The organism is Actinomadura hibisca NBRC 15177 (assembly GCF_001552635.1).
GTDB classification, from domain to species: Bacteria; Actinomycetota; Actinomycetes; order Streptosporangiales; family Streptosporangiaceae; genus Spirillospora; species Spirillospora hibisca.
Genome location: NZ_BCRO01000037.1, coordinates 101404 through 116304, shown reverse-complemented (window position 1 = coordinate 116304; position 14901 = coordinate 101404). Strand labels below are relative to the sequence as shown.

13 protein-coding genes are annotated in these 14901 nt (G+C 75.3%); 7 read left to right on the top strand and 6 right to left on the bottom strand.

Features of this window, described 5'->3' with window-relative positions; genetic code table 11:
- Both AH6_RS18235 and AH6_RS18230 read right to left on the bottom strand, forming a co-directional pair.
- Positions 1-1476, bottom strand: a 1476-nt coding sequence (locus AH6_RS18235) for a DEAD/DEAH box helicase (protein WP_067481365.1), incomplete at its 3' end; no start/stop codon positions are given.
- A 241-nt stretch (positions 1477-1717) separates the two neighbouring features.
- The gene (locus AH6_RS18230) at positions 1718-1921 is read right to left on the bottom strand and encodes a cold-shock protein (RefSeq protein WP_067481331.1); all 204 of its coding nucleotides are present in this window, start codon (positions 1919-1921) and stop codon (positions 1718-1720) included.
- A 363-nt stretch (positions 1922-2284) separates the two neighbouring features.
- Here AH6_RS18230 and AH6_RS46665 point away from each other — a divergent pair, with 363 nt between their 5' ends.
- Both AH6_RS46665 and AH6_RS18225 read left to right on the top strand, forming a co-directional pair.
- The gene (locus AH6_RS46665; RefSeq protein ID WP_281180256.1) at positions 2285-2419 is read left to right on the top strand and encodes a hypothetical protein; all 135 of its coding nucleotides are present in this window, start codon (positions 2285-2287) and stop codon (positions 2417-2419) included.
- Positions 2420-2530: 111 nt separating this feature from the next.
- The gene (locus AH6_RS18225; protein WP_067481363.1) at positions 2531-3796 is read left to right on the top strand and encodes an esterase/lipase family protein; all 1266 of its coding nucleotides are present in this window, start codon (positions 2531-2533) and stop codon (positions 3794-3796) included.
- Positions 3797-3819: 23 nt separating this feature from the next.
- Here the strand turns inward: AH6_RS18225 and AH6_RS46660 are convergent, their stop codons facing one another.
- Complete coding sequence (locus AH6_RS46660) at positions 3820-5091, bottom strand: helix-turn-helix domain-containing protein (RefSeq protein ID WP_067481329.1); 1272 nt, start codon at positions 5089-5091, stop codon at positions 3820-3822.
- 85 nt (positions 5092-5176) lie between these two features.
- Here AH6_RS46660 and AH6_RS18215 point away from each other — a divergent pair, with 85 nt between their 5' ends.
- The 4 genes from AH6_RS18215 to AH6_RS18200 all read left to right on the top strand — a co-directional run bounded on the left by AH6_RS18215 (position 5177) and on the right by AH6_RS18200 (position 8923).
- Positions 5177-6097 (top strand): proline dehydrogenase family protein, encoded by a 921-nt coding sequence (locus tag AH6_RS18215; RefSeq protein WP_067481327.1) that lies wholly within the window; start codon positions 5177-5179, stop codon positions 6095-6097.
- A 108-nt stretch (positions 6098-6205) separates the two neighbouring features.
- Positions 6206-7426 carry a DUF6745 domain-containing protein gene (locus AH6_RS18210; protein WP_067481325.1) on the top strand — a complete coding sequence of 407 codons (1221 nt, stop codon included), beginning with the start codon at positions 6206-6208 and terminating at the stop codon, positions 7424-7426.
- 11 nt (positions 7427-7437) lie between these two features.
- On the top strand, positions 7438-7881 hold the full coding sequence (locus tag AH6_RS18205) for a DUF8820 family protein (protein ID WP_245679364.1): 444 nt from the start codon (positions 7438-7440) through the stop codon (positions 7879-7881).
- A 160-nt stretch (positions 7882-8041) separates the two neighbouring features.
- The gene (locus AH6_RS18200; RefSeq protein ID WP_067481321.1) at positions 8042-8923 is read left to right on the top strand and encodes a CE1 family esterase; all 882 of its coding nucleotides are present in this window, start codon (positions 8042-8044) and stop codon (positions 8921-8923) included.
- Between the two features lie 26 nt (positions 8924-8949).
- Here AH6_RS18200 and AH6_RS18195 read toward each other — a convergent pair whose 3' ends face one another.
- Entirely contained in the window at positions 8950-11340 is a 2391-nt protein-coding gene (locus AH6_RS18195) for an ABC transporter permease (protein WP_245679363.1), read from the bottom strand.
- A 14-nt stretch (positions 11341-11354) separates the two neighbouring features.
- The gene (locus tag AH6_RS18190; RefSeq protein ID WP_067481319.1) at positions 11355-12086 is read right to left on the bottom strand and encodes an ABC transporter ATP-binding protein; all 732 of its coding nucleotides are present in this window, start codon (positions 12084-12086) and stop codon (positions 11355-11357) included.
- Between the two features lie 85 nt (positions 12087-12171).
- On the opposite strand from AH6_RS18190, the gene AH6_RS18185 reads away from it, so the two are divergent.
- Entirely contained in the window at positions 12172-12777 is a 606-nt protein-coding gene (locus tag AH6_RS18185; protein WP_067481317.1) for a response regulator transcription factor, read from the top strand.
- Here the strand turns inward: AH6_RS18185 and AH6_RS46655 are convergent.
- On the bottom strand, positions 12757-14886 hold the full coding sequence (locus AH6_RS46655) for a sensor histidine kinase (RefSeq protein ID WP_067481315.1): 2130 nt from the start codon (positions 14884-14886) through the stop codon (positions 12757-12759). The genes AH6_RS18185 and AH6_RS46655 overlap by 21 nt on opposite strands.
- Positions 14887-14901 lie beyond the last annotated feature (15 nt).

The window sequence follows — 14901 nt, the reverse complement described above, 5'->3', positions numbered from 1 at the left end:
GCCGCGACCGGCGGCGGGAGCCGCGCCGCGCGACGGGCTGTGCGCTGCGCCGCCGTTACCGCCGCCACCACCGCGACGGCGACGGCCCGACGAGCCGCCGCGCCGCGACTGCGAGCGCTCCGCCGGGGCGGCGGCCGGGGCCGCCTTCACCGGGACGGGGATCACGACCGGCTCGCCGGACGGGGTCCGCGCGCCGGTCACCGTCGCGAGCTCCGCGTCGCCGGGCCGCACGGTCGCCACCGACGGGCGGATGCCCGCGTCGGAGATCATGCGGTCGGTCTCGCGGCGCTGCTCGGGCAGCACCAGGGTGACCACCGTGCCGGACTCACCGGCGCGGGCGGTGCGGCCGCCGCGGTGCAGGTAGTCCTTGGGGTCGGTGGGCGGGTCCACGTTGAGGACCAGGTCCAGGCCGTCCACGTGGATGCCGCGCGCGGCGACGTTGGTCGCCACCAGCACCGTCACCTGGCCGTCCTTGAACTGCGCCAGCGTGCGGTCGCGCTGCGGCTGGCTCTTGCCGCCGTGCAGCGCCGCCGCCCGCACGCCCTCGCGCAGCAGCTTGCGGGCCAATCGGTCGGCGGCGTGCTTCATGCCGACGAACATGATCGTGCGGCCCTCGCGGGCGCCGATCTCGGCGGTCACCGCGAACTTGTCGGCGTCGCCGACGTGCAGCAGGTGGTGCTCCATCGTGGTGACCGCGCCCGCCGACGGGTCCACCGAGTGGGTCACCGGGTCGTCCAGGAAGCGCCGCACCAGGCGGTCGACGTTGCGGTCCAGGGTGGCGGAGAACAACATGCGCTGCCCGCCGGGGCGCACCTGCTCCAGCAGGCGCGTGACCTGCGGCAGGAAGCCCATGTCGGCCATCTGGTCGGCCTCGTCCAGCACGGTGATCTCGACCTGGGACAGGTCGCAGTCGCGCCGGTCGATCAGGTCGGCGAGCCGGCCGGGCGTCGCCACGACCACCTCGGCGCCGCGCCGCAGCGCCTGCGACTGGCGGCCGATGGACAGGCCGCCGACCACGGTCGCGGTGCGCAGCTTCACGGCGTCGGCGTACGGCTGGAGCGCGGTGGTGACCTGGGTGGCCAGCTCGCGGGTCGGGACCAGCACCAGCGCCAGCGGGCGGGTCGGCTCGGCGCGCCGCCCGGCGAGCCGGGACAACACCGCCAGGCCGAAGGCCAGCGTCTTGCCGGAGCCGGTGCGGCCGCGGCCGAGCGCGTCGCGCCCGGCGAGGGTGTTGGGGAGCGTCGCGCCCTGGATGGGGAACGGCTCGGTGACGCCCTGCGCGGTCAGCGTGGCCAGCAGCTCGCGCGGCATGCCCAGCTCGGCGAACGAGGCGACCGCGGGCAGGGCGGGGGTACGGCTCTCCGGCATCGCGAACTCGCCGCCCTGCTGGACGGGGCGCGAGGCGGAGGAGGAGCGGCCGCCGCCGGAGCGGGGCCGCGAGGAGCGCCTGCGGGCAGGCTGCGAACGAGAAGTCATCAAGGACCTTCCTCGAATGGCACGTTTCGAGGAGTGCTCCACCACCGGACCCGGCGCGCGGGAGCGGGAGGAGAGGTCACAAGAACGAGCCTGGTGATCGGTGCGCTCACCGGATGCGGGAGCGCCGGGCGCGGTCTCGGACGAGTGCGCCGGGATGGCCTCGCGGAGCGAGGCGGGGCGGGTGCGCGGCGGGCCACGACCTCAACGGGGGCCCGCCGTGCACCTACTGACCCTGGGTGGGTCAGGCGGGAACGATGTTCTCCGCCTGCGGGCCCTTCTGGCCCTGGGTGACGTCGAAGGTCACCTTCTGGCCGTCCTGGAGCTCGCGGAAGCCCTGGGTGGCGATGTTGGAGTAGTGGGCGAACACGTCGGGGCCGCCGCCGTCCTGCTCGATGAAGCCGAAGCCCTTTTCAGCGTTGAACCACTTGACGGTGCCAGTAGCGATGATGCGTCTCCTTCAGACAGCGGGTCCGCACCGTGCGGACCCGGAGCCGTCGCGATCGAGCCCAGAAAAACAAAAAGCGCCTGGGGGAAGACCGCAGGCGCACACAAGAGTCCATGGGAACCGCAACTGCCCCCTACGTTACCACGCTCGCGACGCCGAGGGCGAACACGCTGCGTGATGTGCATCACTCTGGGCGTTATCTCCCGGTCACGGGGTGGCCACAAGTCGCGGTACGCGCCCCGGATCGTCCAGGGTCAGCGCATACTGGGAATGATGAAAACTTCTCGCGCAGCCACAAAACGTCACCTGCCCACCAGCCCGTTCAAGGCTCCGGCGCCGCCTCCGCCGGTCCAGCAGTTCGAGGTGAACGACCGCGTCACGCACGACAAGTACGGCCTGGGCCTGGTCATCGGGGCCGACGCCAACGCCGTGCTGGTCGACTTCGGGCCGCAGAAGGTCCGCATCCCGTCGCCGTTCGCCAAGCTCGACAAGCTCTGATCACTTTGTGAGTCCCGCTCCGGGACCCGCGCCCCGCCGGAGGTCTTGACCCGCTCCCGGACGTCCGTCAGCGTGGACGGTCCAGACCGCGGGACCGACGGGGTGGGCACGATGCTGGCACGCGAGATCCGGGGCCTGGGCGACCTGGCGGGAACGGCGCTCCAGGCCGGCGCCGAACGGGTGCGGCAGACCCACCAGGGCATCGCCGGGCGGGTGTTCCGCGGCGTCGGGCCCTCGTCGGCACCGGTGCGGATCGTGCACGACGGGATCTCCGCCGCCGTCTACACCGGTGTGGGCGGCGCGCTGTCGGCCGGCGGCCGCACCGTCGGCGCGGTGCTCGCCGATGTCGCCGGCGACGGTTTCGCGCTGCGCGACGGCCCGCGCGGCGGGATCGTGCTGTCCCTGCTCAACGGCTGGCACGGCGACCGGCTCGACGCGGACGGCAACGGGCTGGCCCTGCCCATGTCCGTGCGCGCCCGCGGCCGCGACGTGCCCGTGGAGACCGGGGAGCTGGAGCGCGCACACCGCCCAACGACCGGGCGTCTCGCGGTGTTCCTGCACGGCCTGGTCGAGAACGAGGGCGCGTGGGCCTACAAGTCGGTGCGGCACCACGGCCGTCCCGGCGTCACCTACGGCGACCTGCTGCGCGCCGACCTCGGCTACACGCCGGTGCAGGTCCGCTACAACACGGGCCTGCGGATCTCCGCCAACGGCGGGCGGCTCGACGCGCTGCTCGCCGATCTCGTGGCGGCGTGGCCGGTGCCGGTGGAGGACCTGCTGCTCGTCGGGCACTCGATGGGCGGCCTGGTGATCCGCAGCGCGCTGGCGCAGGCGGTGGAGCGCGGCGCGGCGTGGCCGTCGGCGGTCCGCGACACCGTCACGCTCGGCACACCGCACCTCGGCGCGCCCCTGGAGCAGGGCGCGGCCGTCCTCACGCACGCCCTGAACCGCGTCGGCGAGACCCGCGCGGTCGCCGCCGTCCTCGCCGCGCGCAGCGCCGGGATCAAGGACCTGCGGCACGGCAGCCTGCTGGAGGCCGACTGGGCGGGACGGCACCCCGACGCGCTGGGCGGGCCGCCGCCGTCGGCGGTGCCGCTGCACGCGGGCGCGCGGCACTTCGTGGTGGTGGGCACGGTGACGCGCCGCCCCGGCTCGTGGTCGGGGGACCTCCTGGGCGACCTGCTGGTCCGGCCGCGCAGCGCGTGCGGCGACGACGCGGGGGAGCGGCGGTTCGACCTGCCCGGCGAGCACGTGTGCCGGGTCGCCGGGGTGCACCACTTCGACCTGCTCAACCATCCCGAGGTGTACGCGCGCATCCGCGACTGGCTGACCGACCGGCCCGCCGACGAGCCCGCGGGCGACGAGGCGACGGGCTGACCCGCGTCACTCCTGGAGCTGCGTCACTCCTGGAGCCGGGCTGCCTTGAGGGCCATGTGCAGCAGCAGCCGGTCGTCGCCGGAGTCCAGGTCGAGCCCGGTCAGGGCCTCGATGCGCGACAGCCGGTAGTAGAGCGTCTGCCGGTGCACGGTGAGGGCCGCCGCCGTGCGCTGGGCGTGCCCGGCGTGGTCGAGGTAGGTCTCGGCGGTGTGCCGGAGCGCGGCGTTGGCGGGGTCGAGCAGCGGCGCGGCGACCGGATCGCCGCCGGGCAGGGCACTGAGCAGCCGGTAGGGGCCCATGCCGTCCCAGGTGACGACCGGCCCCGCCTCAGGGACGCCACGCGCCACGCGCAACGCCGCGCGAGCCTGCGCCCACGCGTCGGGGACGTGCTCCAGCCCGCGCCGAACCTGGCTGACCCCGACGACGCCGGGGCGTCGCGCCTCAGGGGCCGGGGACCGCTCCGGCCCTTTTCGCCCGCGGTCCTTCCCGCCGCCCGGCGGAGTGGCCGCTGTAGTAGCCGCCGTGCCACCTGCCTCGATGCCTGCCTGTGCGCCTGCCTGTGCGCCTGCCTGTGCGCCCGCTTGCGTGCCTGCCCTTGAGCCTGCCTGCGTGCCTGCGGCGGGGCCTGGCGCGGGCGGGGGCGGTGCGTCCGCGTCCCGGATGCGTTCGGCGACCCGGGCGGCCTGCGACCGCGCGTCCGCGAGGTCGCGGACCGGCACCAGCAGGGCGTTCCGGTGCACCACCGCGCCCAGCGGCGCGGGCCGGGGCTCCGCCGCCACGGCCATGATCACGTAGGGGCCGGTGGCGGCCGGATGGCCCGCCAGCAGCGCCGCTCCCTCGGCGCGCTCGGCGGCCGAGTCCGCCAGCAGGCCCGCCAGCCCGCGCGCCGGGCGGCCCTGCTCGGCCAGCAGGGCCCCGGCGAGCGCGGCCAGCCGCATCGCCTCGGGCAGCCGCGGGTCGTCCGGCGCGATCTTGCCCTCGTCCAGCAACCACAGGTAGCCGTGGGTGACCCCGGCGTCGCGGGCGGGGAGGCACAACCGCGCGAGCACGCCGGTGCGCGGGTCGGCGGGGGTGCGCACGGGTCCGGCCGCGTGGGCGATCCCGAAGCCCTCGAACCAGGCGCGGACCTCGGCGGTGGAGCGGCGGCGCAGGATCGAGCCGGTGCGCACCGCGTCCAGGTCGCCTTCCTGGGCGGCGAACGCCAGCAGCCGGAAGTCCCGGTCCTCCAGCGTGGCGGGCGCGCCCAGGAGCGCCGAGACCTCGTCGGCCAGCCGCTGGAGATCGCCTTCGTACATGTGTCCAAGTATGTTCCGCCCGCTGTCGCTGGCCGGGCCCCGCACCGCGATCTAGCTTCGGAGACGTCCGAACCTGGAGGTCTCGATGCTCGGTCCCGTCCTGCTCACCGCCGCCCGCAGCGACCGGCTGCGCCGCCTGGTGTCCGCCGCCCCGGTGACCCGCCCGGTCGTGGACCGGTTCGTGGCCGGGGAGACCCTGCCCGACGCGCTGGCCGCCGTGCGCGCCCTCGCCGCCGACGGCATCGAGGTCACCCTCGACCACCTGGGCGAGGACATCACCTCCGCCGCGCAGGCCACCGCCACCCGCGACGCCTACCTGCGCCTGCTGGAGGCCCTGGCCGCCGAACGGCTCGGCCCGCGTGCCGAGGTGTCGGTGAAGCTGTCGGCGTTCGGGCAGGCGCTGCCGACGGGCGGCGAGGAACTGGCGCTGGAGGGGGCCCGGCGCGTCGCCGAGGCCGCCCGCGCCGCCGGGACCACCGTGACCCTCGACATGGAGGACCACACCACCGTGGACTCCACGCTGGGCGTCCTGGCCGAGCTGCGCCGCGAGTACCCCGAGACGGGCGCGGTGCTCCAGTCGTACCTGTTCCGCACCGAGGACGACGCCCGCGCGCTGGCCACCGGGGGCTCCCGCGTCCGGCTGGTCAAGGGCGCCTACAAGGAGCCCGCCTCGGTCGCCCACCAGGACAAGGCCGAGGTGGACCGGGCCTACGTGCGCTGCCTGAAGATCCTCATGGCGGGCGGCGGCTACCCGATGATCGGCTCGCACGACCCGCGGCTGATCACGATCGCCCAGGAGCTGGCGGTGCGGCACGGCCGCAAGCCCGGCGACTACGAGTTCCAGATGCTCTACGGCATCCGCGTGGACGAGCAGCACCGGCTGGCCGAATCCGGGCACCGGGTGCGCGCCTACATCCCCTACGGCGGCGACTGGTACGGCTACTTCATGCGCCGCCTGGCCGAGCGTCCCGCGAACCTGACGTTCTTCCTGCGCTCGTTCGTCTGAGCGCGCCCTCGGGCCCGGGGCCGGTCGCGATAACCCCTTGCGGGCCGCGACCGGCCCTGTCACCATCCGAGACATGATCGACAGAGAGGGGCGTCCCGCCCCGCGCCGTTGAGCGCCCGGGAAACGTCGCGCCGGGCGGAGCCCCGCGACGTTCCGAAGATCCTCGCACTCGGCCGCCAGGCCCTTGAGATCCGTGCCGAATGGTTGCGGCACGCGCTGAGCGTCGAGCGCGCCGACCGTCCCGCCGCCGAAGCCGCCATCGCCGGGCTGTACCGGCTGGCCGGGCAACCTCCGCCCCGCTTCGTCTGGGTGGATTCGCCCGGTGCGGCCCTGGCCGCCGCGCCCACCGACCGGCCGTTCTCGCTCAGTTCCGACGACCTGCCCGACGTCTGGCCGGTCGCCTCCCTGCTCGCCAGCATGGTCAGCACGTTCCGCGCCGACCTGGACCAGCGGGTGGGCCGCGACTGGGCCGTCCCGAGCTGGGACAGGCGCGAACCCCGGCTCATGGACGTCGAGACGGCGCTGCTGGAGGGCACGCCGCTCCGGGACGTGGTCGACCACGCCGTCCGCGACCCCCTGCGCCTGTTCGTCCGCGACCAGGTGTGCACCCCGTTGACCATGATGCTGAGGGAGCAGGCGGGGGCCTCTCCCGGCCTCGCCTGGCACGGGCAGCACGACGCCTACTGGATCGCGCACTACGACGCGCAACAACGGCTCGGCCTGGCCCATTACTCGTCCGAGCAGCGCCACCAGCTCGGGTTGTGGGCGGCGCTGGCGCGGTCGTGCGGCTGGTGGTGGCCCTACGACGAGGTGTGCGTGGTCTCCGAGCGGCCCGTCGCCGTGCACACCGAGCCGATGCCGGGCCGCACCCAGGGCGAGCACTGGCTCCACCACCCCGACGGCCCCGCCGTGCGGTACGCCGACGGCTGGAGCCTGCACTCCTGGCACGGCACCCGCGTCCCCGAATGGGTGATCACCGACCCGACGGCCGAGCGCATCGGCGGCGAGCCCAACGTCGAGGTGCGGCGCTGCGCCGTCGAGCGGATCGGCTGGGACGCCTACCTCGGCCAGGCCGGGATGCGCCTGGTGTCCAGCGCCCCCGACCCCGGTAATCCGGGCTTCGAGCTGCACCTTTACGACGTCCCGCACCAGGCGTGGGGCGGGTCCGCGCGCGTGCTGCTGGCCGTCAACGGCTCGGTGGAGCGCGACGGGGAGCGCCGCCGCTACGGCCTGAACGTCCCCGGCCACCTCGACGACCCGGTGGCGGCCGCCGCCTGGTCCTACGGCCTGTCCGGCCCCCAGTACGCCCAGCTCGCCCGACGCACATGAGAGGAGAAGCCGTGACCGTCACCCTCGCCGATCTCACCCGCCGCACCGGCCTGGACGTCCTGGACCACCTGGAGCGGGACGCCGCCGTCCCCGTCCTCGGCGGCTTGCAGGCGCAGGGCGACCTCATCGTCGTCCCGCTGCACGTCATCCAGCACGCCGTCGTCTTCCACGGCGGCGGCCCCAAATGGGCCGACGTGCCCGCCGAGGGCGTAGAGGTGCTGCGCGGGGCGGCGGGCGGCAACCCGCACACGCTGGTCGCCGACCCGGGCGTCTGCCAGTGGACGCCCTGGATCCGCGACTCGATGCGGCTCGCGCTCGGCGCGCTCCGCACCACCGGCCCGGCCTACCTGCTGCATCCCGAGCACGGCGGCAGCGGCATCGCGCCCGGCACCTACGTGATCCGCCGCCAGCGCGAGCACGGCGGCAACCGCCTGGACCGGCTGGTCGCGGACTGAGCCCGCTCATCCGGTGACACTTTCCGGGCGGCACCGGCCCGGCCCCTGCGCCCGCCGCAAAACGGGCCGGTGCCGCCACGTCCCGGAAGGTGGGAAGCGTGCAAGAAAGTCGTTACTTTCTCCATAGCGAGGCGGGCGGCCGGACCTGTAGATCATTCCCATGAGAATCCTGTCGCGGGCCGCCCTGGTGTTCGGCCTGCTGGTCGGGCTTATAGCGCCCGCCCCCCTGGCGTCGGCCGCCCCCGTGCCCGCGCCCGGCGTCCACAAGCGCACGGTCACGATGGACAACGGCTGGCAGCGCGAGTACCTGCTGAAGGTGCCCGCCGGGCGGCCCGCCGCCAAGCCCCGCCCCCTCGTGGTCGCGCTGCACGGCGGCCTGAACGACATGAACTACCTGCGCGAGACCAGCGGGCTGGACGGCGTGGCCGACCGCAACGGCTTCCTGGTCGCCTACCCCAACGGCTTCCTCGGCTCCTGGAACGCGGGCGGCTGCTGCTTCCTGGCGCGGCTGGCGGGCATCGACGACGTCGGCTTCCTGGACCGGCTGATCGCCTCGCTGGTGCGGTCCGGGCAGGCCGACCCCCGGCGGATCTACCTGACCGGCTTCTCCAACGGCGGCGGCATGGCCTACCGGTACGCGTGCGAGCGGTCCGGGACGGTCGCGGCCGTGGGCGTGGTGTCGGGCTCGCTGGCCACCCCGTGCAAGCCCGCCAAGCCCATCTCGGTGATCGCCTTCCACGGCACCGCGGACTTCTCGGTGCCCTACCAGGGCGGCGGCAACCTGGACTGGGACAACAAGAACCCGTTCCCGTCGGTCGCCCAGGTGATGGACTTCTGGCTCGGGGTCAACCTGCTCAAGCCGCTGCGCGACATCGTCCTGGACGCCCGCGACACCCTCTGCCGCGCCTCGCCCCCGGCGCGCACGACGGTGACGTTGTGCACGATCACCGACGGCGGGCACGAGTGGCCGCGCGGGACGGGCAAGGGCGTGGACGCGAGCCCGGTGATCTGGGACTTCTTCGCCCGCCACCCCAAGGCCTAGGAGGGCGAAGGGCGGGGCCGGGCCGCCTATTCGCGGGCGGCCAGGCCCTCGACCGGCGCGGTGCGCAGCGCCGCCCGCGCCGGGAGGGCCGTCGCGAGGAGGGCCAGCGCGGCGGTCGCCCCGACGATCCCGAGGTAGCCGAGCGGCGCGACGCGCGGGCTGGCCGTCCCCGTCATGCCGGAGGCGAACGCCGTGAGCGTGACCAGCGCGATCGCGGTGCCGAGCGCGGCGGCGATCAGCGTCACGGCCAGGGTCTCCCAGCGCAACATCCCGAGCACCTGGCGGCGGGTCGCCCCGGCCAGCCGCAGCAGCGACAGCTCGCGGGACCGGCCCGCCACGGCCATCGCCAAGGTGTTGACCATGGAGATGGCGGCGAACGCGACGATCAGGCCGAGCGACAGGTGGTTGACGGCGCTGCTGCTGGACTTGGCGGGCGCGGCGGCGCGCTCCACGACCGGCAGGCCCGCGCGGGTCAGCACGTCGCGCGGCACCTTCGGGGCGGCGATCAGGACCGTGCCCAGCGGGGCGTCCACGTGCGCGGCGACCAGGGAGTGCGGCAGCGTGAAGTCGCCGAAACCGAGCCCCCGCCGGTAGATCGCGATCACGGTCAGGGAGACCGGCGCGCCGTCGGCCATCGCGAACGCCACCCGGTCGCCGACCTTCCTGCCCAGCCCCTCGCGGACGGCCATCGTGCCGTCGCCGAGCCGGTCCAGCGACCCGGCCGTGACGCCGAGGTCCATGGTCCTGGCCAGCCCGGCGGGGGTGACGCCTTGGGCGCTGTAGGGGCTGTTCACGGCGCGGACGCGGGTGTGCAGGACCTCGGTGACCGCCTCGACGCCCGGGACGGCGCGGGCCTTGGCGGCGGCCGAGGCGGGCACGGCCGGGCCGAGCACGTAGTCGGCGACGTTCCCGGCGGCGGCCTGCTCCTGCGCCGCGCCCTTCATGGTGGTGTCGGAGAACAGCAGCGTGGAGGCCAGCGCGACCATCAGCGTCAGCGGCGCGATCACGGCGGCCATGCGCCGGGCACCGGCGCGCAGGTTGGCGGCGGCCAGGTCGCGGACGCCCCCGGCGGCGCGCAGCGGCAGCGTGACGACGGCGAGCAGCACGCGGGCCAGCAGCGGACCGAGCAGCGCGAGCCCGGACGTCCACAACAGCGCGGTCAGCGGCGTCAGCGGCCCGGCGGCGGGCTCGGTGTGGATCGAGGTGAGCAGGATCGTCAGCACCACCGCCGCGACCAGCGCCAGCACCCCGGCGACCAGCCGGAACGGGGAGACCCGCGCCGGGGCGAGGGCGGCCTCGCCCAGCGCCTCCACCGGCCGCAGCCGCGCCACGCGGCGGGCCGACAGGCGCGCGGCCAGCCAGGCGGCGGGCACCGTCACCGCGACGGCGGCCAGCGGCGGGAACGGGCCGATCTCCAGCGGCAGGTTGGCGGGGATGGCGTCCAGGCCGGTGAACGCGGCGTGCAGCGCCGTCCCCAGGAACAGCCCGGCGACCGCCCCGGGCACCGCCGCCAGCCCGCCGAGCAGCAGCGCCTCGCCGCCGACCAGCCGGCGGAGCTGCCGGGGCGTGGCGGCGACCGCGCGCAGCAGGGCCAGCTCGCGTTCGCGCTGCTGGACGGCCAGGCCGAACGTGCCGGTCACCGCGAGCAGCGCGACGACCAGGGAGGTGCCGCCGAGCGCCGCGCCCATGCTGACCAGCTTGACGCGGGCGCCGTCGACGCCGAGGAACTCGACGCGGCCGCGCCCGTCGCCGGTCTGGACGGTCGCGCCGGTGCCGCGCACCGCGTCCCGGACGGCCGGGGCGGCGCTCTGCGGCCAGACGCCGATCGCGGTCACCTTCCCGGCACGCACGGCGAGCTTTTTGGCCTCGTCAGGTGAGAAGTAGGTCACTGATTGGTGCGCGAGGGCCTCCCGAGTGATCCCTACCACTCGGTAGGTGCGGGTACCGGCGGGCGTGACCAGCGGAACCCCTGCTCCGACGGGGTGACCGGCGGTCGCGTCCACCACGATCTCACCGTCGGCGGCGGGCGCGCGCCCGGTCTTGATCGTGAACGGGGCCATGGCCGCCGACTCCCAGCCGTGCCCCTCGGTGCCCCCGGCGGGGAAGGAGACCTCGGTGACCACCCGCCGCACCCCCGGCACGGCGCGGATCCTGTCCGCCAGCTCCGCCGGGAGCCAGGCACGCGCGGTGTTGGGCTTGGACTTGCGCTTGGTCTCGCCGTCGCCCTTGTCCTTGACGAAGTGCGACTCGGGATCACCGGCCACCACGACCGGCGCGCCCGCGTACCGCTCGGGCTCCACCGAGCCGCGCAGGCCGGTGTCCATCAGCGTCCCGCACGCGCAGACGATCGCGGCGGCGCAGAACAGGGCGACGAACGCGCCCGCGAACGAGGCGCGGCGGTGCCGCAGCGTGCTCAAGGCGAAGGACAACATCAGGCGTAGGCCCCCAGACGGGTCATGCGGTCGGCGACACCGGCGGCGGTCGGGGCGCTCATCGTGTCCACGATCCGCCCGTCGGCCAGGTAGAGGACGGTGTCGGCGCAGGCGGCCGCCACCGGGTCGTGGGTGACCATGACGACGGTCTGGCCCAGCTCGTCCACGACGCCGCGCAGCAGCGCCAGCACGTCGCGCGCGGTCACGGTGTCGAGCGCTCCGGTCGGCTCGTCGCCGAACACGACCTCGGGCCCGGTGACCAGGGCGCGGGCGATCGCGACGCGCTGCTGCTGCCCGCCCGACAGCTCGGCGGGCCGGTGCCCGGCGCGCCCGGCCAGCCCGACGCGCTCCAGCACCTCCGCCAGCCGGGCGCGGTCGGGGCGGCTCCCGGCGAGCTTGAGCGGCAGCGCGACGTTCTGCGCGACCGTCAGCGACGGCACCAGGTTGAACGCCTGGAAGACGAACCCGACGCGCTCGCGCCGCAGCCTGGTCAGCGCCGTCTCGTTCATGCCCGACAGGTCCTGCCCGCCGAGCCGCACTACCCCGGACGTGGGCCGGTCGAGCCCCGCCGCGCAGTGCAGGAAGGTGCTCTTGCCCGAACCCGAAGGCCCCATCACGGCGGTGAACCCGCCCCTGGGCAGCCCCACCGAGACCTCCCGCAGGGCCGCGACCGCGCCCCCGCCCTTGCCGTAGACCTTGCTGACCGCGTCCAGCACCACCGCTTCGTCCATGCCTCCAGCCTGCTGACCTGCGGCGCGATCCTCCAGAGAGGCCGTCACCGGCCGCCCGTGAGATCGTCACGGGTAGGGTCGTGCCGTGATCCGGGTACTGATCGCCGAAGACCAGCACGTGGTGCGCGGCGCGCTGGTCGCGCTGCTGGACCTGGAGCCCGACCTGGAGATCGTCGCCGACGTGGCGTCGGGCCCGGACGCGGTGCGCGCGGCGCTGGCGCACCGGCCCGACGTGGCGGTCCTGGACATCGACATGCCGGGCGGCGACGGGCTGACGGCCGCCGCCGAGCTGCACGCCAAGCTGCCCGGCTGCCGTTCGCTGATGCTGACCGGGCACGGCAAGCCCGGCCACCTGCGGCGGGCGCTCGGGGCGAAGGTGGCGGGCTTCATGCTCAAGACCGCGCCGCCGGACGAGCTGGTCGCGGCGATCCGCCGCGTGGCCGCCGGGGAACGGGTGCTGGACCCGGAGCTGGCGGTGGCGGCGTGGGACCTGGCCGACGACCCGCTGACGCCGCGCGAGAAGGACGTGCTGCGGCTGACGGCGGAGGGGGCCGAGCCCGACGAGATCGCGGGACGGCTGCACCTGTCGGCGGGCACGGTCCGCAACAACCTGACGGCGATCGTGGCGAAGCTGAACGCGCGAGGCCGCACGGACGCGGTGCGGATCGCGTCAGAGGCGGGCTGGCTCTGAGCCGACCTGACGGGCGGCCGGATCGGGGCCGTCCGCCGCGTCGAGTCGCGCGGTGAGCTGGAACGAGCCGCCGCCGAGCGGGCGCGCCTCCAGGCGTCCGCCCAGCGCGGCCAGCCGCGTGGACAGGTTGCCGATGCCCGCGCCGGGCGGCTTCACCTGCGCCGGAACGCCGTCGTTGCGCACGGTCAGGCCGTCGCGCGCGACCTCGATCTCCACGCGTTCGGCGGCGCTGTGCCGCAGGACGTTCGTGACCGCCTCGCGCAGCACCGTGCTCAGCACCGCCTCGTGCTCGGGTAGGACGTCGTCGTCGCGCGTCACCTGCACCTCGATACCGGCGGCGGCCAGCACTGAGCGAGCCGACTCCAGCTCCTTGGCCAGGTCCAGGTTCGGGGCCGCGCCCGTCACCGTCTCCATGTCGGCGCGGGCCTGCTCCGCCATCGCGACGATGTCGGCCAGCTCCGCGTCGGCGCGTTCGGGCGCGACGGCGCGCAGGCGGCGGGCCAGCTCGCCTTTCAGCAGGATGGCGGCGAGAGTGTGGCCGAGCAGGTCGTGCAGGTCGCGGGCAGTGCGCAGCCGCTCCTGGACGACCGCCGCCCGCGCCAGGCCCGTCTCCGCCGCGCGCAACTCGTCGGCGAGCCGCGCCAGGCGCACCAGCCCGGACACCACCAGCCCGCTGACCAGCACGCTCACCACCGAATTCACCACGACGGGGGTGCCCTGCCCGAACGCCTGCGCCAGCACGCCCATGCTCGCCATGATCGCCACCACCAGCGGCCATGCGACGGCGGCGGGCAACCACACCAGCAGCGCGCCCGTCAGGAAGCCAGGCGTGCCGCCCCATGCCTTCCCGAACCACAACAACGGCACGTAGGCGAGCAGCGCGAGGGCCGCCAGCGCCCAGCCCCGGTGCTCGCGGGAGCGCCGCAGGGTGAGGGCGCAGCTCGCCACGAGCAGGGGGACGGCCGCCAGCGCGTGCGCGGGCGGCATCAGCAGCAGCGCCTTGACCGAGAAACCGGCCAGCACCATCGCGAGCACCAGCAGCGACAGCCGGTACTCGCCGCTGGGGCGGGGCTTGGGCGGCGGCGTGGCGCGGACCGACGCCGTCACGGTGAAACGGCCGTCGTCCTCCAGGGCCATGGCGAGGTCGCCGCCCGCCGCCGCGACGCGCCCGGCCAGGGGCGTCAGGGCCTCCGCGCCGCGCGCCGCCGTGCGCACGCCGTCGCTGGTCACGCGCAGGACGACCCGGTCGTCCCGGCCGGTCGTCTCGATCTCGCAGCGCGTCGCGGTGCCCTGCCGCACCACGTCGGTGACGGCCTCGCGCAGCACCGCCGCCAGCAGCGTGCCCGCCTGGCCGAGGGGTTCGGCGTGGCCGGTGCGGACGGTCGCGGCGATGCCGGCGGCGGCCAGCATTCCGCGCGCGGCCGCCATCTCGGGGGCCAGTGAGAGGCTGCGCAGCTCCGAGGCGGCTGCACGGGCGGTGGCCAGCGCGCGGCGCGTCGTTTCCAGCGTCGCGTCCAGATCGTCGGGGCGGGCGGCGGCGATCGTGTCCAGGCCGCGCCCGACGCCGTCGTTCAGGGCGGCGGCCATCCGCAGCCGCTCCTCCTCCACGGCCGCCATCGCCAGCGAGCGGCGCGCGGCGTGCGCCTCCTCGAACCGGTCGGCCAGGCGGCACAGGCCGTAGGACACCAGCCCGGTCAGGCCCACGGTGATCGTCATGTCGAGCGCGCCCGCCGCCGTCCCGGCCCGGCCCGCCGCGACCACGGCGGCGGCGGCCGTCGCCAGGGCCGCCATCCGCCACGCCGACCGCAGCAGCAGCGCGCCCACGACCAGGCCCAGCATCCCGACCGTGACGCCGAACCCCAGGACCGCGACACAAGCGGGCACCGCCTGGACCGGGGCCAGCCACCGGCCCCGGCACCGGCGCAGGCCCGGCAGCACGTGCGGCAGGTGCAGCGCGAGCACCGCCAGCGACAGCGGCACCACCACGGCCGCGTCGCCCGGCCCGCTGATCGCCGCGAGGAGGTAGACGCAGGTGAACGCCGCCAGCACGGCCACGGCGATCGCGCGCGCCGTGCGCGGGGCGAGCGCGGAACCGTGCGAAAGGGTCATTCCGGCCATGTTAGG

Coding starts and splice junctions, on each gene's coding strand:
- AH6_RS18225 (WP_067481363.1), top strand. CDS start 2,531: ATGCTGGCACGCGAGATCCGGGGCCTGGGCGACCTGGCGGGAACGGCG.
- AH6_RS46660 (WP_067481329.1), bottom strand. CDS start 5,091: ATGTACGAAGGCGATCTCCAGCGGCTGGCCGACGAGGTCTCGGCGCTC.
- AH6_RS18215 (WP_067481327.1), top strand. CDS start 5,177: ATGCTCGGTCCCGTCCTGCTCACCGCCGCCCGCAGCGACCGGCTGCGC.
- AH6_RS18200 (WP_067481321.1), top strand. CDS start 8,042: ATGAGAATCCTGTCGCGGGCCGCCCTGGTGTTCGGCCTGCTGGTCGGG.
- AH6_RS18190 (WP_067481319.1), bottom strand. CDS start 12,086: ATGGACGAAGCGGTGGTGCTGGACGCGGTCAGCAAGGTCTACGGCAAG.
- AH6_RS46655 (WP_067481315.1), bottom strand. CDS start 14,886: ATGACCCTTTCGCACGGTTCCGCGCTCGCCCCGCGCACGGCGCGCGCG.